We start from the raw sequence: 20,378 nt of genomic DNA, 5'->3' as shown, positions 1-20,378 counted from the left end.
TTCGCCGTCTCGAACGCCAGTCCGGTCAAATTAACAGGTTCTGACCCTACCGGCTTTCGTCATACATCCAGTATCGGTTGCGCCACGCCTTTTCGCCGGCAAGGCAATCGGTGGCGACCTCAGCTTGCGCCTTCACTATCGGCGGAAACAGGGCCTCTTCCTCGGCCCAGCGAGGCGATAGTGGCCCGGCAAGCTCAAGCACGAGCTTGCGCCGCACGGCATCCGGGAACTGGCTCCAGTCGTTGACGGGGATCATGAAAGCCCCCGGACCGCCGATCACGCAGTCGGTGTAATACTGGTCCAGGTTGCTCACCTCGTACCCCCAGGCAGGGCCGCTATTGGTCATCAGCGGCAAGCCGTTGATGGTTATCCCTTGCGCCACCAGCCTGTCCCGCACCACGGTCACGGGCGCGCCCTGGTTGTTAGGCCCGTCACCCGATACGTCGATGACCCGCTTGGTTCCTTGATGAGCGCTCTCTGCAAACAGGTCGGCACCGAACTCCAGGCCGGCCGAAATGGACGTGCGGCGCGCGCTATTGGGCGGATGGGCGGAAAGCTGGGCAGCCACCGTCTCGGCGTCGGCACGGCTGGCGATGATCGTCCAAGGCACGATCACATGCTGCGAGGTCACGCCTGCCCATTCAACGTAGGTTACTGCGATCTTACCGTGAACCCCGTCGGCGATAGCTTGAAGCACGCTGTCGTGAACAAGGGCCGCGGCATAGCCGTGCCGCTGGATTTCAAGCTCCATCGGAGACATCGATAGGGAAACATCCACGGCAAGGACGAGCTCGATGTCCACCGGCTCCGCCGAGGCGGACTGCAAGCTGCAAAAACCGGCCAGCCCGATCATTGCGGCAGCCAAAAGGCAATGTCCTGCAGTGCGGCGGAAAGCAGACATGCCACAAGGTACGTGAGATTTGTTGCAGGCAAAAGAAAAGCCCGACCTCCAATCGGGCTCATCCCTTCACATTTTTGCGAACGCACGGCCTACTGGCGCAAGATCCTTGCCCGATCTCAGCTTCGCGGCTTGAGGTTTTGCGGGTCGTAGAGCGGCCTGTAGCCCACTCCCGCAACTTCCACCGGGTAGGTCTCGCCGAAATATTCCACCGCCAGCTTGCGCCCTTCCTGGCAATAGGCCCACGGCAGATAGGCAAGCGCGATGTTCTTGCCGAGGGTCGGACCATAAGCCACTGAAGTCGTGAAAGACCGGCGGCCAAGTTCATCAACCAGCGTCTCGCCCGTCGCAGGGTCCATGACCGGCATATTGCCAACCGGATAGCGGGCAACGCCTTGGCGGTCGACGTTTGCCGTCATGACCAGCGTGCAAAGCATCGCCGGCTGATGTTCGCGCGCCTTATATTCCTCATGCTTGGCCTTGCCTCGGAAGTCAGCTTCCTTGACCTTCGGGCGGGACAAATCTGCCTCGAACAGATTGTACTCGGTAAGCAGATCGGCGTTCTGCAGGCGCAGGCTTTTCTCCATGCGCCGCGTGTTGGCATAAGTCTCCACGCCAAACGCCATGACGCCGGTCGAACGCAGCGCATCCCAAACTGCAAGACCATCCTCGTAGCGCATGTGCAATTCCCAGCCCTGCTCGCCGACATAGGATATGCGGAAGGCCATCACATCCTTGCCGCCGATGCGGATCGGCTTGATCGCAGCAAAGGGGAAATTCTCAACGGAAAGTCCCTCGGGGTTCTCGACCACCTTCTGCAAGGCGGTGCGCGCATTCGGACCCCAGATGCCGACGGTGACAAACCTCTCGGTCACGTCGGTGACGGTGACGTTCAGGCCGCGATCCTGCGCCGTGCGCTTGAGATAGTTGAAATCGCGCGGGCCAGCGTCTGCGCCATCAATGACCCGGCAGCGATCCGCCATGCGGATAACGGTCAGGTCCGCCCGCACCATGCCTTCGTCGTCGAGGAAGTGGGTATAGATGCCTTTACCGATATTGGCATCGCCGCCAATCTTGGCTGCGCAAACCCATTCCATCAGTTCGACATGGTCCGGGCCTTCGACGTCGTACATGGCAAAATGCGACAGGTTGACGATGCCGCAGTCCTCGCTCATCGCGAGATGCTCGGCATTGGAAACGCGCCAGAAGTGGCGGTTGTCCCATTCATTTTCGCGCAGGGGTACGCGGTTCCCGTATTTTTCCAGCAGATGTTCATTGGCGGCGTAGCCGTGCGCACGCTCCCAACCGCCGAGTTCCATGAAATAGCCGCCGAGTTCCTTCTCGCGCTCGTAGAACGGTGACCGGCGCACATTGCGACCGGTGGCGTAGGGTTCGCGCGGATGGACCGCCGGGTTGTAGATTTTCTGCGCCGCCTCACCACAACGGCCTTCAATGAAGCTCTCTTGCATCTGGTGCGGATAAAAGCGCGCATAGTCGATCTTCGCGTGATCGATTTCCGTACGCCCGTCGGTCATCCAGTCGGCAACCAGCTTGCCGAAGCCCGGACCGTCCTTGACCCAGATCGCCACGGCATACCAAAGGCCCCGCACCTTCTGGCTCTCGCCGATCGATGGGCCGCCATCGGCCGTCACCTGAAGCAAGCCGTTGAAGGAATGGCTTTCATTGTAGCCCAGTTCGCCCAGTATCGGCGTCAATTCCATCGCGCGCTCAAGCGGTGCGATGATCTGCTCCATATCCAGGTCACGCTGTGACGGAGACAGGCGCGCCTGATCCTTTTCCAGAAGGTCGCGAGGGTGGCACAGGCGCGGATTGGTTTCCTCGTAGTAGCCCCATTCGATCTGGCCGCCTTCTGCGGTCTTCGGATCGCCTGTATCGCGCATATAGGCCGAATTGCCCTGGTCACGCATCAGCGGCCAACCGATCTCCTTGCCGGTACCGGCGAACTCGTTATAGGGGCCGAAGAAGGTCAACGGGTGATCGACCGGCATAACCGGCAGGTCCTCACCAGCCATGTCGGCGATCAGGCGCCCCCAAATACCGGCACACACCACCACATAGTCGGCCATGATCGTGCCGCGGTCGGTTACCACACCCTTGATGCGCCCGTTCTCGATGACGAGCGACTTGGCTGGCGTGTTGGCGAAGGCCTGCAATTTGCCCGCCGCAACAGCTTGATCAACGAGCTTCCCAGCCACGGTCTGCGAACGCGGAATGACAAGCCCCGCGTCCGGGTCCCACATGCCGCCCTGCACCATGCTTTCCTCGATCAGGGGGAATTTCTCCTTGATCTCGGCAGGCTCTATCAGCCGCGCCCGCGTGCCGAACGCCTTGCCGGACGTCACCTTGCGCTTGATTTCTTCCATGCGGGCGTCATCGCCGACGCGCGCGACCTCAAGGCCGCCAATGCGCGCGTAGTGTCCCATCTTCTCGTAGAAATCGATGGAATAAAGCGACGTCCAGCATGACAGGAAGTCGTGGCTGGTCATGTAGCAGAAGTCGGAGGCGTGCGCCGTCGAACCGATATCGGTCGGGATGCCGGACTTGTCGATGCCGACGATATCGTCCCATCCGCGCTCGATCAGGTGGTGCGCGATCGAGGCGCCGACGATGCCGCCCAGCCCGATGATGACGACCTTCGCCTTTTCAGGAAACCCTGCCATTGCCTGTGACTCCGAAATCTGAATTTCGGGCAGACTATAGAGCAGTTAGGTCCGATTACAGCCTGTTTGCGACACGGCGCACATGCGCCGCGACCAGCGCTATCAACTCGGTCGAACTTGGGCGATTCCTACGGCGCTCAGGCGAAGGCCCAGACATCTTCCGCATAGATGCCGACGCTGTAGCCGGCGGTTTTCAGCTTGACCACGACCTCACCGATTTCAGGCGCCGGCAAGGCACCCACTTCGACCTTGATGAGGCCCGGCCGATAGCGGTTGAGGTCGAGTTGGTCGAAGACCGCCCAGTCCGCTCCCTCGCAGTCGACAAGGAAGGCATCGATGTAGTCGATCCCATTGCGGTCCAGCAGCGCCTGCAAAGGTTCGGAGGCTACCTCGATATCCTTCAGGTAGGGCGCGAACTTCGCGAAATTGTCGTCCGCCTCGCCCCAAGCGTTCTTGCCTGACATCAGGTTGGTGTCGGTGATTGAAGAGCAGCCGATGAATTCGATGGGAAGCGTGCCGGCTTCAAGTGCGGCGGCATCGAAAGTCTTGACCCTGATCGTTCCCTTCGAGCGGGTGACGGCGACCGGTTCGATGATGAATCGATCTCTATCGGGATAGTTGGCGCGCAGGCGCTTCTGATTGTACGGGATCGGCTCGACCAAGAGCGCTCGCGAATTCGCGATGCGGTTGAGCCAGGGCGTGACATCGTCGAACAATGCCCCGTCGCACGCACCGACATTGACCATCTGGAACGGACGCCCTCGCCCCAAGCGCGCCTTCAAAGCAGCCTGGGCCAGGAACTTGGTTCCCCTAAGCGCCGCCCCACGGTCGAGAATGCCAACCGGCAGCCCGAAAGCCAGGACAATCCGCACAAACTCCAGAAATACCGACGCTTCGCTGCCGTCCATCATGAATTTTCCTTCGGTGCAAAGTCGAAACGCGGTTTCCACATCACGACAAGCAGCATCGCTATGCCCGCCGTAAAGACAAAATAGAAGCGGTCGTCAGGTAGCGGAAAACTGGCGAATTTCCCAAGCAGGCCAATCGTCAGCGCAAACATCAGCGATGTCTCGCGTGGTGTCCCACCCCTGCCCGCACGCCAGAGCAGCGCCCACCCAGCCAGCATCGCCACCAATAGTGGCGGCCAGTCATTGTCGAGCAATGCCACTGCGGCCCCCCGTGCATAACCCTTGGCGAAGTCGACAAGCGAGAAGTCTGGATGGAAACCAGTCATCGAGTTCTGGATTTCCACGCATGAGAAGTAGAAATGTGCCCACCAGCCCGGATGCCCGCCATAGCGGGAAATGAGCATGCAGGCAGCAAATGACGCGACGAAGGTGATCGCAATCGGCAACAATCGCCAGCCGAACAGGATCGCGGTCAGCAGCAGGGCAAAGATCAGGATAATGTTGTCAGGCCGTATAAGTATGGACAGGAACAGAAGCAGGCACGCGGCCAGGTCACGCTGTTTGGCCAGAAGGTACAATGCGGCCATTGAAACGACAGCCAGAAGCATGTCCGGCGTTGCAGCCGTCATCATGTGGAAAACATCGGCCAGTATCAGCAGCGGCGCAAGGACGATCGCTCCTTGCAGTGCCTTCTCGCGGCCGAGCCACCACAGGCACATGGCGGCAAATCCCAGTGCTGGAACGATCGACAACAGGATCGCCCCGTCTACGATTCCGGTGGCCGGCTCCAGCACGCGCATCAGCCAGATATAGCCCACCTTCACACGGTACATGGAAAGCTGCGATTCAAAGTCGGCCGGGTTTTCCCATTGATGCCGGTTGTAGGGATTGCCGTACTGAAGGTTGTAGAGCTGCGCTTCACGCGCGCCATCGCTGATGGCCGCCCATGTCTCGGCATGAAGCTGCTCGGGGCTTTCGGTCCGGTTTTCCAGCGCGGTCGCCACATAGGCAACCATGTCCCAATTGTAATCGGGACGGACCCAACTGTAGATCGACACGACGACGAACACGGCGATGAAGGCAGCGGCGGCGAGCTTGTCGAGCAGGCTGCGTCTGGTTCCCGCCCGCGCCAGCGCGTCGGCTGCACCGGTGCGCATCGCCCAGCCGACGGCAGTACCCTGAAGGCCGCTCATCGCCGCGCCTCCAAGCGTTCACGCACTGACATCACTTCACCTGGCTTTTCACGAAGTCCTTGACGATCGCGATGATGCCGCGCGACAGCAGGCCATCCAGCGCATCGATAAAGCGGTCGACATGTTCACGCCGGCAAATCAGCGGCGGCTCCAGCCGGATGACGTTGCGGTTGTACTCGGTGAAGGCCACCAGCACATCGTAGTCGCGAAGCAGCAGCGCGCCGACAAAGCCCGACAGCGAGCCTTTGAGCTTCTCGTCCAGAACGCTGACGATTGGCCGTAGCACCATCGGCAGCGTCTGCGAGAAGTCGTGGAACTCCAGGCCCACCATGAAGCCCTTGCCGCGAACATCCTTGATGATCTTGGGATGCTTTGTCTGCACCGCCTGCAAGCGCTCAAGCAGATAGGCGCCGGTGTCGGCGGCGTTGTCGATCAGGCCTTCGTCGTAGAGCACGTTTAGCCCTTCGATGGCCGTGACGCAGGCTTCGCCCATGCCGCCGAACGTAGCCTGGGCATGGATCATCGCCGTCTTAGGCGTGCCGTAGGCCTTCATGTAGACGTCGCGCTTGGCAATCATTGCGCCGACCGCCGCCTTGCCGGCGCCCAGCGACTTGGCAAGGGCAGTGATGTCCGGCACCACGCCATAGTGCTCGAACGCATAGAAGCGTCCCGAGCGGCCATAGCCGCACTGCACCTCGTCCGCCACCCAAAGCACGCCGTACTGGTCGCACAAAGCGCGCAGCTTCTGCCAGTATTCGGCAGGCGCCTGGATGATGCCGCCGCCGCCCTGGATGGTTTCCAGCACGATGGCGCCGACTTCCGGATCGGCGCGGAACAGGCGCTCGACCGCGTCGATATCGCCGAAGGGAACGCGCGCCGTGTTGTCCATCAGCTTGAAATCGCCGCGGTAGAGCTGGCCATCGGTGATGGTCAGCACGCCCTTGGTCTTGCCGTGGAACGAATTCTCGGCATAGACGATCTTCGGCCGCTTCGGTCCTGCCGCGCGTTCGGCGAGCTTCACCGCAGCCTCCATCGCTTCCGAACCGGACGAGCCGAGGAAAACCATGTCGAGGTCGCCGGGCGAACACGCGGCGATATTGTGCGCCAGGGCCGCCGCATATTGCGACATGAAGGCGATGGCGATTTCCTGCCGCTTCTCTTCCTGGAATTTCCGGCGCGTCTCCAGGATGCGCGGATGATTGTGGCCGAATGCCAGCGATCCGAACCCGCCGAAGAAATCGAGGATCTTGCGGCCGTTCTGGTCGATGTAGAACATGCCTTCGGCGCGTTCGATCTTGATCTTGTGAAAGCCGAGCAACTTCATGAAGTGGAGCTGGCCGGGATTTATATGCGCCTTGAACAGGTCGGTGATGCGGGCAACGTCCATTGCCTTCGCCTGTTCGACGCTGATCAGGTCCGGCTTTCGCGCAACGTCCGACGACAGGCCGGGTGCGGTCACGACGGCGCGGGCTTTCGACTGTTCAGGTTTGGTCATGACGGTCATCCGATACTCCTGTCTGCTTGCGCCGCCGGCAATCCGCAGCCTGCGTCGCACGAAATGAAACTATTCGGCCGGGACGTGCCGTGCGGCGACTTTTTGCCCGTCCTTCTTGCCGCGATACTCTCTGTAGGCGGCAATCAGCATGTCCTCGTCGCGGTGCTGCGGCACCCAGCCCAGTTGCCGCTTTGCCTTCGATACGTCGAGCACGCATTCCTCGTCGGCAATCAGGTACTGCTCCGGGTCCATGATCGGCATGTTCACCAGGTCGAACAGATCGAGCGTGCGCTTTACCGCCCAGCCGGGAGTCGGAATGAGAAGCGACTTCGACCCTGCATGTTTGATCAGGTCGCCCAGCAGCCTCCTGACCGGCGGCGGATTGAGTGAGCCCAGATTGTAGGCCTCATCCGGCACACCCGCCTTCCACGCCGCCCTGGCGGCTTCGGCGCAGTCGAACACCGAGATGAACTGGTAGGGGTTTTTCCCCGAGCCGATCATCGGCACCGGCAGGTTCATGTCGATCAGCTTGAACAGCTTTTCCAGGATGCCAAGCCGTCCGGGGCCGATGATGAGGCGTGGGCGGAACAGCGAAATCTGCATGCCGCGCTTGCGCCATTCCGCGGCCAGCTCCTCTGTCATCTGCTTGGAAAGGCCGTATTCGCCAAGTGGCGCGACCGGGTGGTCTTCCGTCATCGGCGTCACGACGGTGTGGCCGTAGATCATGTCGGTGGTGAAATGCACCAGCTTTGACGCACCGGCGGCATCCATCGCCTCAATGATGTGAAGCGTGCCGTAATAGTTCACCGGAAAGAAGAAGTCGTGCCGCTTCGCCCGCGTCTGGATCGGGGACAGCATCTTGGCCGACAGGTTGTAGACCATGTCGTCGGGCTTGATGCCAACCGCTTCAACTGAAGTCGCATCGGTAACATCGCACTCCACGAAACGGGCGGAGCGGTAGTGCTTGAGATCGCTTTTCACGATATCGGCCACGACCACTTCAGCCCCGTCCGCAAGCAGCTTGGGAGCAAGGTGACGGCCAACAAATCCGTCACCGCCAAAGATAACGTGTTTCATCGTATGATCTCGCTGGTGGTAATCTTGTCAGTGGATTGAGCGGCCGTGACCTCGTCGTGCCCTGCTCCGCTTTCGCGGCCGCTCTGCGCGATCAGCACCGTGCCGACGCAGATGAAGGCGATGCCGGCGATACGCCAGCTATTGAGGTCCTCGCGGAAGACGAAATAGGCAAAAACCGCCACCGCCACATAAGCAAGGCTGAGGAACGGGTAGGCGAAGGACAGTTCGACCTTGGACAGCACGTAAAGGTGCGACGCCATCGAAACGACGAATGTGCAAAGGCCGAGGAATACCCACGGGCTGAACACGATCTGCAGCAGCCTCACCAGTGGATTGACCCCTTCAAATGAAATCGGGCCAAGCGACATCATGCCCTGCTTCAGCATCAGTTGCGCTGCAGCGTTGGTCATCACCGTAAAGAGAATGAAAGCCAAGTATTTCATGTTCGTCCCATGTCGCTCCAAGCAATACTGGGAACAGAAAAATATTCCGTGAAGCAGCGCGAATATTTTTATTAAATTGCTTGGTAGCTGCGTTTCTACCGGCAGCAATTCAAATCCTGACTATTCGGCAGCTTCTACAAGGCTCGCTCCATTCGTTCCCAGCCGGCCAGCCGTCCGCGCCCAGAACGAAGATCGAAAAGCCGGGTCACGCGCCGATTCCAGCCTGCGCCAATCGGGGAAGGAAGCCGCGAATGTCTCTGCGCTCATGCGCGCATCCTTGTAGGGATTGACCGCGCCGCCGGCCCTGACCGTGATGTCGTCAAGCTCAGCCAGCAGCTTCAGCGTCGGCTCGCCACGATTGGGAAAATCAAGCGTCAGCGTGTAGCCGGGGCGCGGAAATGACAGAAGCGCTGGCGAGCGCATCGAGCCGAAGCGCTTCAAAACGGTGAGGAACGAGCCCTGCCCTGCCCGTCTGGTCGCTTCCAGCAAGGCGGGCACCACTTCGCGGGCCAAGGCTTCGGGCACAACGCTTTGATGCTGGAACAGGCCGCTTGGTCCATAAAGCAGGTTCCAGTCCCGAACACCGTCGAGCGGGAAGAAAAACCCTTGATAACCGCTTTGGCGCGGCTGCGTCGACCGTCCCTTGCTCCATCGGTAGGCACTGTTGAACACACGCAGGAACGGGCGATTGAGCGCCGTGAAAGACGGCTGGAACGGAACCCGCAGCCCGCCGGAGGAATCGTTGGCCGCCCTTGCCCCTGTCTCGGCGTGGTTTCCGGTGAACAGCAAACCGCGGCCGGCCTTGCTGCCACTCGCCAGTTGGTCGATCCAGGCCACCGCGTACTCATTGTCCTGGTCCGCAGTCTCGGCCAGGTCGAAGAACTCGGCAGTGTTTCGAAACGGCGTCACCTGCTCGGTGATGTCGAGCGACGGCACCCGCATCAAGCGGATCGACGCGGACAAGATCAGGCCTGTCAGCCCCATGCCCCCGATGGTCGCCCAGAAAAGGCGTGTGTTCTCCACCTGCGAGCAACGGTATGTCTGCCCATCCGAGCGCAGCAAAGTAAGAGCTTCGACATGGCATCCGAATGTGCCGCGCCGATGGTGGTTCTTGCCGTGGACATCATTGGCGATGGCGCCACCCAGGGTAACCAACTGCGTGCCTGGCACAACCGCCGGGAAATACCCGAAAGGCGCTGCAAACCCGATGACATCCGACAAAAGCATGCCGGCATCGGCTTCCAGCAAGCCCGTTTCAGGGTCGAACGCGCGCAAGCTCTTGAGAGTGCGCATGTCCACCACCGTCCCGGTCAGGTTCTGGCAGGAATCACCATAGGAGCGGCCATTGCCGTAGCCCAACAAGGAGTTGTCCGCCACTTTGCCGGACTTCAGCAACTCGATTGCATCGCTTGCCGTCATGGCTTCCGGTGCTGGCGGCGTTGCCCGCCCAAAGCTCGAATAGGCACTGGAGCGTTTCATGGCCACAAACTTCCCACGACCAGAAGCAGTGCGCCGGCGACGATAACGATCTGGCTGCGCCAATCGCGAATGACGAAGACGACCGGGTCATCGTGCATCTCGTCCCTGCGGGCGAGGATCCAGACGCGCATGGTCATGTAGAGCACGATAGGCGGCAACGGCCACATCATCCAGGGGTGCGCGTAGAGTTCGCGTATGGCGGTACTGTCCAGGTAAAGCGCAAGTACGAGCGCGGAAGAGAATGCCGAGGCCATACCCGCCTGGGCGACGATTTCCTGGTCTTCGTAGCGATAGCCACGCCCGGCGATGCGCTCTCCTGCGATCAGGCTTGTGGAGCGCAGTTCCACGAAGCGTTTCACCAAAGCAAGCGACAGGAAGAAGAAGATCGAGAACGCCAAAAGCCAGAACGAAACATCGGTGCCCGTGGCGGCAGCCCCTGCCACCACGCGGATCGTGTAGAGGCCGGCCAGCGTCAACACGTCGATCAAAAGCATGCGCTTAAGCGAAAGCGAATAGGCCGTCGTGATGACGAGGTAGCCGCCCAATACGATCAGGAACTCGGCCGGCAGCAAAAGCGCGGAACCGAGGCCGACGCCAAGCAGGCCGACGATCGACCACATGCCGAACGGAATGGATAGTGCGCCACTCGCAAACGGCCGGTTGCGTTTGGTCGGATGCTGGCGATCGAGCGAGAGGTCGAAAAAATCGTTGAGAATATAGATTGCCGAAGCCACCGCGCTGAACGACACGATCGCGAGCATGCATTGAATGACCATCTGCACATTCAGATATTCATGCGACAGCACCATCGGAACGGCGATCAATCCGTTCTTGAGCCATTGGTGGCAGCGCAGCATCCTCAAGATGGTTTTCAGTGTCGGCTTCGTTCCAGCCATCGCCTCGCAGTCATGCCTGGCCTGCCAACGTGCGGCACGGCGATCCGGCGCCACGACAATCGCGGTGCGCGCGGCATCGAAGACATCGAGGTCGTGGCGGCTGTTTCCTGCGTAGTCGAAACCGCCGTCACCATAGGCGGCGACGAGCGCCTCGCGCTTGCGCGATGAAGTCAGGTTATGCGGCCCGTCGGTTGCAAGGACATGGTCGAAGATGCCGAGATGCGCCGCAACCGCTTCCGCGAACTTGCGGGGCGTGCCTGTCGCCAGGACGATCTTGCGGCCATCGGCGTGATCGGTTTGCAACCGCGCCAGCAAGGGTTCCCGATAGGGCAGAGATCCGGCGTCGATGTCGACCCTTTCCGCGATTTCCTGTTTCAGGCGTGCGGGGCCACCGGCAAGCCAAAGTGGGACGAGAAACAGGTAAAGTGGGTTCTTTCTCAGCAGCGCGAACAGGCCTTCCCAAAGAAGATCGGTCGCGATCAACGTGCCGTCGAGATCGACGGCAAGCGGCATTGCATTCCTTTCCGACCGCACGTCCATGTTCGCTGCCCCAGTCTGTTGCCTGCCCGCTGCCGATATAGCGGCGAGGGGCCAAGCGAACGTTAAGAAGCCTGGACGAGAGCCGAAAGGCTGATCGGATTTCAGGCGGTATCGTTAAGCATATCTTGCTCAAAACGATAAAAGGCCGGGCGATTGCCCGGCCTTGCCAGCTCGCGACAAAATCGCGATCGATTATTTTACCTTCGCGACACCGCCGGAAATCTCGACTGTTTCAGAGCCGGTCAAGGCTTCCAGGTCACCGTTAGGAAGGGTAACGAAGCAGCCGCTCGGGCAGAATTCCACTGTCTCGCCCGCCGCCAGCGCCAGCTCGGACTTGCTACCGCCTTCGGTAACGACAAGCGTACGCGTCTCCGCGTCCTTGTTGACGGCGCTTGCTGCGAAAGCCGCGCCGCTCGCGGCCAACAGCATTGTGCCGGTGATCAGTGACTTCAACATTGCATTTCCGGTGTTGCCACCGCCTCTGTTGCCACTTGCAAGGCGTTTTCGCCATTGCGGACAAGCTTATAGGAGAATGAAGCTGAACCGCAACTGAATGCCCCATTCATGCCGCAATTGGTTTCGGAAACGTTCAGGGGGCTATGTGGTGGACTCATAAATGTGATCGAAACGGCATCTGGTACGGCAAAAAGATGCAGGAGATGCGCGAATGTCGATGTGGTTCATCGGTCTAGCGGTTCGGCGTAGCCGCTTGCAGCCGGATGTAAGGGGATGTGGTCCACCTGCCCGGCCACCTTGTCGAAAGAGCTTGAAAATGAATGACATTTCCCGCGCTCTTTGTTCGCGTATCCGACCAGACGGCCTCACACCAGTTCGATGAGAATTATGAATTCCCGACCTAATTAGGGTCAGGTTTTCGCGGTTTGCGGCGGCTTTTGAGGGCCTTTTGCTCTGCCTCTGCCTTCAGCCGTTCGCGCTCGGCGTGTTCCACTTCCATCTTGTCGTCGTCACCCGGCCAAGGTTCCAGCTTCGGCATTTCGACGACGGCGCGCGGCGTCGATGGTATCTCGATACCCTCCCGGTTGAAGGCATCGAGAATGGCGAACCGGATATCGTTCTGGACACCGCCACCGTTGAGGATATCCGCCAGATAGATGCGAACCTCGAACTCCAGAGCCGCTGTCCCAAAATTGGTGAACTGCACAAATGGCTCCGGATTTTTCAAAACCATCGGATGGCTGCGTGCTATTTCCAGCAGGAGTTCGTGCACTCGCTTCACGTCGCTGCCATAGGCCACGCCCACCTTGATCTCGACCCGACCCAGCTTGTTGCGATGCGTCCAGTTGCCGACGGCGCCATTGATCAGGTTGGAGTTGGGAAGGATGACCGATTGGCGCTGGAAGGTCTCGATCTCGGTCGCGCGCACGCTGATCTTCCTGACGGTGCCGCTGACATCGCCGGCCACGATCCAGTCGCCAACCTTGAACGGGCGCTCGGCCAGCAGGATGAGGCCGGAGACAAAGTTCGAGACGACGTTCTGGAGACCGAAGCCGATACCGAGGGAAAGTGCGCCGGCAACCAGCGCAAGATTGGAAAGGTCTATGCCCGCTGCCGAAATGCCGACCAGCGCTGCCACCGCGACGCCTGCATAACCCACGGCCAGGCGTATCGAGTTTCGCACGCCGGCATCCACCTTGCCGCGAGCCATCACGGAGCCGTCGAGCCAGCCCTGGAACCAGCGCGTCAGGAAATAGCCGATGGCGAAGACCACAAGGCCTGAAAGGATGCCGGTGAAGGATATCGTCACCGATCCGATGCTGAGGCCCGTCGCCAGCTTGTAGCCCCAGGTCTGGATGTCGCCGGGCTGGAAGCCCCACATCAGAAGGATCAGCGGCAGGAATACCACGACGATCAGCAGGTTGAGGGCGACGCTGACGGCAAGGCCGAACTGGTCGAGCGTACTTTCTTCGATATTGGCGTTGGACGTAAGCCAACGGCCGGCGGACGAACCGCCGAAACCGCCCTCCTCGCCGATCGCTTTGGCCGAAAGAAAGCCGATATAGGCCGTAATCAGGATCGTGCCGGTGACGACCACCTGCTGCGAGACAAAAAGCGCAAGTCCGATGTAACCAAAAAGCGCCGCGCCGATCGTGAAACCACCGAGCAGGAAGGCGCTGTAGCGCAGCCAGGCCGGCCAAGGCCGCCAGACACCTTCATGGGTCCTGAACGGCTTCACCAGCCCTATCAGGATCAGGATCACGCCGACGATGATCGTGGCGATGAAACTCCGCGCGATGGTCAGCGAGAGCGGCGAACCCATCTGCTCGTTGACGACCGACAAAAAGTTGCTGATCCCGACGACTACCGCCATCGCCGTCGCCAGATGCACCAACCACCGGGCAGAGCCGGATTCGACCGGTATCAGCCGCCAGTTCGGCAGACCAGGCGCAAGCGCTGCATTCGCCAGTCGGTTCACCAGGAAGACTGTGGTGAGGATCAGCATCGCGGCGCTCAAAAAGACACCAATATCGCCACGCAACACATTGGAAGAATTGAAGAAAAAGTAGGTCGCCGCAAAGAACACGCCCATGGCGGCGGTGGGCAGCAGTGTCGACCAGAAGGCAACCGAGAGACGGCTGAGATACGATGGCTCGTCCGCTGCCGGATCGGCTTCGATCAAGCGGCCAAACAGGCGCCGTCCCCCGATCAACAGCACGGCCGCGGCGATCAAAGCCAGAAAAGTGGCGACGACGACTGCCTGGAATTTGAACTTGAAAGCGAACGAAATCCACGATGAGAGCGAACTTACGAAGTTACGGAATTCCTGGTTGGCATCGGATATCACTTCACCGCTCAGCGCGTCGGTGAGCTGATAGCGTTTGGTCAGCAGGCTTCGGAACAACTCGCTGCGCATCAAGGCGATTCTGTCGATTATCCCGCTGCTGCGCAGGGAAAGGTTTTGCGCCGCAGCAAGCACCCCGTTGATCTGGGCTTTTTCGGCTGCCAGTTCGCTGCGCTCGTTCTTGACGATGTCCGGTTCGGCCGGCTGCCCGTCTGCAGGAGGTGCGCCCAGTTGTTCGAGCCTAGCATTTATTTCGGCAAGCCTGGGTCTGAAGGTTAGCGCGCTATGCAGCGCCTCGCGCGAAACGTCCTCCAATCCGAGACGTATTTCGACCAGCTTGGCGTCATCTTCCCTGTCCAGGTCGATCTGCTTTTCAAGCCCGTCAGCCTTGCGCGTAAGTGTGTCGAGAGCTTTTTGCTGTTCAGCGATGAGCGGCGTTGTGGCTGACGCCTGGTCCTGCGCCGATACGGTCTGCGGCAGGAGTGTCGCAACCGCAAACATCAGGGCAAAAATGTAGCGAAGCATCCGGACAGGCATATCGAGGCTAGCGACTCGCTGACGAAACAAGGGGATGAGGCACCCCCATTGATAGAGGCCGCAGCTTGAAGGAGCAACCCGCGTTGCAGCCTTATGCCGGAGTCGATTTGTTGAAAAGCGGCGGCGCAATATTGGCCTTTTGAAGCCAGCCTGCTCTATAGTCTGCCCCTGCCCGAGCGAAAAATTGGAAAACGGCGGAATATCGACAATGGCGGAATATTCGGCCCTGGCGCTGATCAGGAATGCGCTGAATGGCAACAAGGACTGGAAGCCCGCTTGGCGCAAGCCGGAGCCCAAGGCCTCGTATGACGTCATCGTCATCGGCGGGGGCGGTCACGGCTTGTCGACGGCCTACTATCTTGCCAAGGAACACGGCATCACCAACGTCGCGGTACTGGAGAAGGGCTATCTCGGCTCCGGCAACGTCGGACGCAACACCACCGCGGTACGTTCCAACTACCTCCTTCCCGCCAACACTCGCTTTTACGAGCATTCGATGAAGCTGTGGGAGAACCTGTCCCACGACCTGAACTACAATGTGATGTTCTCGCAGCGCGGTTGCCTCAACCTCGCTCACACTCCCGCACAGCTCGACGATTTCGCGCGGCGCGGCAATGCAATGCGTCATCTGGGCGTTGATGCCGAACTGATGACACCTGCCGAAATTTCCCGATTGATCCCCGCGATGCACGTGTCGCCGGACGCGCGGTTTCCAATCTATGGCGGCCTGATGCAGCCGCGCGCTGGCACCGCCCGCCATGATGCTGTTGCCTGGGGCTATGCCCGCGCGGCTGATCGGCGTGGCGTCGATATTGTCGAGAATTGTGAGGTAACGGGCTTCATTCGCGAGGGCGAACGCATCGTCGGCGTAACGACGACACGCGGCGACATCCGCGCCAGAAAGGTTGCCCTAGCTGTAGCCGGCAGTACAGGACGCGTCATGCAGATGGCCGGTATCGAGCGCCTGCCAATCGAGAGCCACGTCCTTCAGGCCTTCGTCACCGAATCGCTGAAGCCGTTCATTGACACTGTCGTGACCTTCGGCATGGGCCACTTCTACATGTCGCAGTCGGACAAGGGCGGCCTCATCTACGGCGGCGACCTCGACGGCTACAACAGCTACGCCCAGCGCGGCAATCTGCCGATCGTGGAAGAGGTGATGGCCGAAATGCTGGCGCTGTTTCCAAGTCTTGGCATGGCCCGCGTTCTGCGGTCATGGGGCGGCGTCTGCGACATGACCATGGACGGCTCGCCCATCATCACGACCGGACCTCTGCCCGGCATGTATCTCAACTGTGGCTGGTGCTATGGCGGCTTCAAGGCGACGCCCGCTTCGGGCTGGTGTTTCGCGCACACCATCGCCAAGGACGAACCGCACGAACTCAACGCACCCTTCACGCTCGAGCGTTTCCATCACGGCGCAATCATCGACGACAAGGGCCAGGGCGCAACGCCCCGGCTACATTAGTCCATGTCCCTGGCCGAGCAAAAAGATACGAAGCCATGCTGATTACCTGTCCCTATTGCGGGCCGCGCGACGTGTCCGAATTCACCTACCAGGGTGATGGCAACCGAGAGCGCCCTGCTCCAGCCTCGCAGAATCTCGATGCCTGGAACGAATATGTCTATGACCGGCTGAACCCGGCCGGCGACCACAACGAGGTTTGGCAGCACTCGGGCGGTTGCCGGTCGCATCTCAAGGTCGTTCGCAACACCCTGACGCATGAAATATCGAGCGTGGTATTCGCGCGTGGACATGTCCCACATCGTTCGCCGACCAAGCGGGGATCCAAGGCATGAGCCCGCGCCGTGCGACTTCCGGTGGGCGCATCGATCGCCTGCGAACCATCCGCTTCACCTTCGACGGCAAAGCTTTCACCGGTCATGCAGGCGACACGCTGGCCTCCGCACTGCTCGCCAACGGCGTCACCTTGTTTGGCCGCTCGTTCAAATACCACCGCCCGCGTGGCGTGTTGACCGCTGGCATCGACGAGCCGAACGCATTGGTGACGGTTTTGCGCGGTGACGCACGCGAGCCGAACGTGCCCGCGACCACGGTCGAAATCTATGACGGCCTTGTCGCCGAAAGCCAGAACCGCTTCCCCTCTCTCAAGTGGGATGTCAGCGCCGTCAACCAGCTTGCAGGCAAGCTGATCTCCGCCGGATTTTACTACAAGACCTTCATGGGTCCCGCTATCGGCCCCCTGAAGGGCACGCGCTTCTGGATGCTGTGCGAACATTTCATTCGCCGCGCCGCAGGGCTTGGCCGTGCCGGCCGCGCAGCCGACCCTTCGCGATATGAGCGCATGAATGCCTTTTGTGACGTTCTGGTTGTCGGCTCCGGGCCTGCTGGACTGATGGCGGCTGCGACCGCAGCCGACAAGGGCGCGCGCGTGATCGTGGCTGAGCTCGATGCCAGGCTTGGCGGCTCCGCCAACTGGTCTGGCGAAGCCATCGACGGCATGCCCGCTGCGGAATGGGCCGCGGGCCTCGCCGAAGGGCTCAAGAGCCATCCCAACATTCGCGTACTGCCCCGAACGACCGTTTGGGGGTTCTACGACGGCAACACGCTTGCCGCGCTGGAGCGCGTCACCGATCACAAGGAGCATCCTGGCAAAGGCGAGCCGCGCCATCGCCATTGGGTCATCCGGACGAAGAAAGTCGTACTGGCGACCGGTGCGATGGAACGGCCGCTGATATTCCCCGGCAACGACAGGCCGGGCGTCATGTTGGCAAATGCCGCGCGGCGCTACGCCAACGAGTTCGGCGTTCTGGCTGGCAGCAAGGTGGCGCTTTTCACCAACAACGACAGTGCCTACCACGCCGCCGTCGCGCTGCAAAAGGCAGGGACCAGTATCGCCGCGATCATCGACGTGCGCCCAAATGTCTCCGACGCCATGCGCAATCTGGCCAGCGATACCGGCGCGCAAATCCACACGGGCCATGCCGTTGTCGCAACCGAAGGCAGCACGGCGCTCACCGGCATCAAGATACAGCGTTTCGACAGCACCAACGGGGTCTTGAGCGGTGAATCTCGCACCATTCAGGCCGACTGCCTGTTGATGTCAGGTGGCTGGTCGCCAACGATTCATCTCGCCAGCCAGGCGGGCGCAAAAGCCCGCTGGGACAACGAATTGCAAGCGTTCCTACCCCCTGAGCCAACCCAAAGCTGGATTGGCGCCGGTGCCTTCAACGGCAGCTTTTCCACGACGGAGGCCATCGCCGAGGGCCACGTTGCGGGACTTGCGGCAGCGGGCGGAAAGGCCGCGGCCAACGACGATCTGCCTGTGGCAGACGCAGTGGCCGGCGATCCGGCGCCAGCGGCCGTTTTTGAGATCAGGGCTGACGGCAAAGGCTTTGTCGATTTCCAGCACGACGTTACCGCAGAGGATGTGCGTTTGGCTCACCGCGAAGGTTTCGTCTCCGTCGAGCATCTGAAGCGCTACACCACGCTTGGCATGGCGACCGATCAGGGCAAGATCTCGAACATCCCCGGCCTCGCCATCATGGCCGCAGCGCTCGGCAAGCCGATCCCCGAAGTCGGCACCACGCGGTTTCGTCCGCCCTTCGCGCCGGTGTCTGTTGGCTCGCTTGCGGCCGAACGTTACGGCGACATCCGCCCCGAGCGACTGACGCCGATGCATGACTGGCACGTGGAACATGGCGCAACCATGTACGCGGCCGGTCTCTGGCACCGCCCGATGATCTACGGCCATGCCGGTGAAACAATCGAACAAGCCTATGTGCGCGAAGCCAGGACCACGCGTGAAACCGCTGGCATCGTAGACGTCTCCACACTCGGCAAGATAGCCGTGCAGGGACCGGACGCTGCCGAATTCCTCGACCGTGTTTACACCAACATGTTCTCCACGCTCGCCGTCGGCAAGGCGCGCTACGGATTGATGTTGCGCGAAGACGGCATCGCCATGGACGACGGCACCACCTGGCGCCTCGGGAAAAATGACTTCCTCATGACCACCACCACCGCCAACGCCGGCAAGGTGATGCAGCATCTGGAATATTTCCTCGACATGATCTGGCCGGACCTGAAGGTCACCCTCACCTCGGTCACCGACCAGTGGGCGGGCGCGGCAATCGGCGGCCCGCAGGCGCGCGCTATCCTCGCAAGCTGCGTCAAGGGAACACCCGTCGACAACACCGCCCTGCCCTTCATGGGCATCGTCCACGGCAAGATTGCGGATGTCCCGGTGATGGTCTGCCGCCTCTCCTTCTCCGGTGAGATGGCCTTCGAGGTTTATTGCGGAGCGGACTACGGCACCCATGTCTGGCAGGCCCTCATCGATGCAGGCAAACCTTTCGGACTGGTTCCTTACGGGCTTGAAGCGCTCGGCACCATGCGCATCGAAAAGGGCCACGTCACCGGCGCGGAAATCGACGGGCGAACGACAGCACGCGACCTGCATCTCGACTGGATGTTGTCGACCAGGAAACCGTTCATTGGCTCGGCCATGATGGACCGCAATGGCTTGGCCTCACCTGACCGTCTGCAGCTTGTCGGCCTGCTCTCGCTTGATAACCGCCCATTCAACGGTGGTGCACACATCGAGGAAGAACTGGACGAACAGAACCCGCACGGTTCCATCGGCCACATAACGGCGGCCTGCTACTCGCCCGCACTCGGCAGATATATCGCACTTGCTTTGGTCAACGGTGGAAAGGCACGCCATGGCAGCCGCGCTTTCGTCTCCGACCCGCTGCGCAAGCGCTTCGGTCCTGTCCAGATCGTGAGCCACCACTTCTATGACCCGGAAGGGAGCCGCATGCATGGCTGAGCGCTTGTCACCGCTGGAGCCCGTGCTCCGTCCGGGTTCGCACGGCCAGTTCGAAGACGGCGTCGGTGTGGTGCTGTCCGAGGTTGCACCCGGCTCCATTGTTCAACTGGCCGCGTGGCCCGGTCAGGAAAAGGCGGTCATCGCAGCGATCAAGAAAGTCACCGGCCTTGCCCTGCCGGACGGCGGTGTGGCCAACGGTCAGAAAGCTGCCTTTGGCTTCGCACCGGCAAAATTCATGGTCATGGACGAAGCAGAAAGCCTCTCCGAGGCTCTCACGAAGGCTGTATCACCGGAAACCGGGACGGTAACCGATCTCTCGCATGGCCGTACCGCCATTCGGATCAGCGGGCCCAAGGCAGGATGGGTACTTGCCAAGTTCTTCGCCATCGACTTCTCGCTCGTCGCGTTTCCAATCGGCGCGGGACGCTCCACGGTGCATCACGACATCTTTGCCCAGATTCAGCGTTCCGCCGTTGATCAATTCGATGTCTACGTTTTCCGCTCCTTCGCCCGTAGCTTCTGGCACGCACTTTGCCGTGCCTCCGAGGAAGTCGGCTACGAAGTAAGATAAGTCTCCCCCGCAACCAGATCGCATGGGCCAGACCACCGTCTGGACCATGCAATTGTTCTTGATTCCT

General features: G+C 60.7%; 15 protein-coding genes. 4 read left to right on the top strand and 11 right to left on the bottom strand.

Annotated features, from left to right (window positions below; translation table 11 throughout):
* Positions 1–46 precede the first annotated feature (46 nt).
* From ASD50_RS15865 to ASD50_RS15815, 11 genes are all read right to left on the bottom strand, one after another.
* The gene (locus ASD50_RS15865; protein ID WP_056243134.1) at positions 47–901 is read right to left on the bottom strand and encodes a DUF1194 domain-containing protein; all 855 of its coding nucleotides are present in this window, start codon (positions 899–901) and stop codon (positions 47–49) included.
* 116 nt (positions 902–1,017) lie between these two features.
* Positions 1,018–3,579 carry a GcvT family protein gene (locus tag ASD50_RS15860; RefSeq protein ID WP_056243132.1) on the bottom strand — a complete coding sequence of 854 codons (2,562 nt, stop codon included), beginning with the start codon at positions 3,577–3,579 and terminating at the stop codon, positions 1,018–1,020.
* A gap of 137 nt (positions 3,580–3,716) precedes the next feature.
* Positions 3,717–4,490, bottom strand: a complete 774-nt coding sequence (locus ASD50_RS15855) for an FkbM family methyltransferase (RefSeq protein ID WP_244484553.1) — start codon at positions 4,488–4,490, stop codon at positions 3,717–3,719.
* Complete coding sequence (locus ASD50_RS15850; RefSeq protein ID WP_056243126.1) at positions 4,487–5,680, bottom strand: hypothetical protein; 1,194 nt, start codon at positions 5,678–5,680, stop codon at positions 4,487–4,489. The genes ASD50_RS15855 and ASD50_RS15850 overlap by 4 nt, the downstream gene beginning before the upstream one ends.
* Positions 5,681–5,711: 31 nt before the next feature.
* The gene (locus tag ASD50_RS15845) at positions 5,712–7,184 is read right to left on the bottom strand and encodes an aspartate aminotransferase family protein (RefSeq protein WP_056243124.1); all 1,473 of its coding nucleotides are present in this window, start codon (positions 7,182–7,184) and stop codon (positions 5,712–5,714) included.
* A gap of 60 nt (positions 7,185–7,244) precedes the next feature.
* Complete coding sequence (locus ASD50_RS15840; protein WP_056243123.1) at positions 7,245–8,252, bottom strand: NAD-dependent epimerase/dehydratase family protein; 1,008 nt, start codon at positions 8,250–8,252, stop codon at positions 7,245–7,247.
* Positions 8,249–8,695 (bottom strand): EamA family transporter, encoded by a 447-nt coding sequence (locus tag ASD50_RS15835; RefSeq protein WP_056243121.1) that lies wholly within the window; start codon positions 8,693–8,695, stop codon positions 8,249–8,251. The genes ASD50_RS15840 and ASD50_RS15835 overlap by 4 nt, the downstream gene beginning before the upstream one ends.
* 120 nt (positions 8,696–8,815) lie before the next feature.
* Positions 8,816–10,174: an FAD-binding oxidoreductase gene (locus ASD50_RS15830; protein WP_056243118.1), complete on the bottom strand. Its 1,359-nt coding sequence runs from the start codon at positions 10,172–10,174 to the stop codon at positions 8,816–8,818.
* Complete coding sequence (locus tag ASD50_RS15825) at positions 10,171–11,610, bottom strand: UbiA family prenyltransferase (RefSeq protein ID WP_056243115.1); 1,440 nt, start codon at positions 11,608–11,610, stop codon at positions 10,171–10,173. Before ASD50_RS15825 ends, ASD50_RS15830 begins: the two co-directional genes overlap by 4 nt.
* A 192-nt stretch (positions 11,611–11,802) precedes the next feature.
* Complete coding sequence (locus tag ASD50_RS15820) at positions 11,803–12,066, bottom strand: hypothetical protein (RefSeq protein ID WP_056243113.1); 264 nt, start codon at positions 12,064–12,066, stop codon at positions 11,803–11,805.
* 400 nt (positions 12,067–12,466) lie between these two features.
* Positions 12,467–14,935 (bottom strand): mechanosensitive ion channel family protein, encoded by a 2,469-nt coding sequence (locus ASD50_RS15815; RefSeq protein ID WP_244484552.1) that lies wholly within the window; start codon positions 14,933–14,935, stop codon positions 12,467–12,469.
* Between the two features lie 220 nt (positions 14,936–15,155).
* Here ASD50_RS15815 and ASD50_RS15810 point away from each other — a divergent pair, with 220 nt between their 5' ends.
* The 4 genes from ASD50_RS15810 to ASD50_RS15795 are packed head-to-tail and all read left to right on the top strand — an operon-like array spanning position 15,156 to position 20,311.
* Positions 15,156–16,415 carry a sarcosine oxidase subunit beta family protein gene (locus tag ASD50_RS15810; RefSeq protein WP_056243109.1) on the top strand — a complete coding sequence of 420 codons (1,260 nt, stop codon included), beginning with the start codon at positions 15,156–15,158 and terminating at the stop codon, positions 16,413–16,415.
* A gap of 35 nt (positions 16,416–16,450) precedes the next feature.
* The gene (locus ASD50_RS15805) at positions 16,451–16,747 is read left to right on the top strand and encodes a sarcosine oxidase subunit delta (protein WP_056243107.1); all 297 of its coding nucleotides are present in this window, start codon (positions 16,451–16,453) and stop codon (positions 16,745–16,747) included.
* Positions 16,744–19,740, top strand: coding sequence for a sarcosine oxidase subunit alpha family protein (locus ASD50_RS15800; protein ID WP_056243105.1), 2,997 nt, complete (start codon positions 16,744–16,746; stop codon positions 19,738–19,740). Before ASD50_RS15805 ends, ASD50_RS15800 begins: the two co-directional genes overlap by 4 nt.
* Entirely contained in the window at positions 19,733–20,311 is a 579-nt protein-coding gene (locus ASD50_RS15795; protein WP_056243103.1) for a sarcosine oxidase subunit gamma, read from the top strand. The genes ASD50_RS15800 and ASD50_RS15795 overlap by 8 nt, the downstream gene beginning before the upstream one ends.
* The last annotated feature ends 67 nt before the right edge of the window (positions 20,312–20,378 follow it).

The sequence above is a fragment of the Mesorhizobium sp. Root552 genome (genome assembly GCF_001427285.1).
GTDB lineage: Bacteria > Pseudomonadota > Alphaproteobacteria > Rhizobiales > Rhizobiaceae > Mesorhizobium.
Note: the sequence above shows the minus strand (reverse complement) of the source record. Positions and strands in the feature narration are given on the sequence as shown.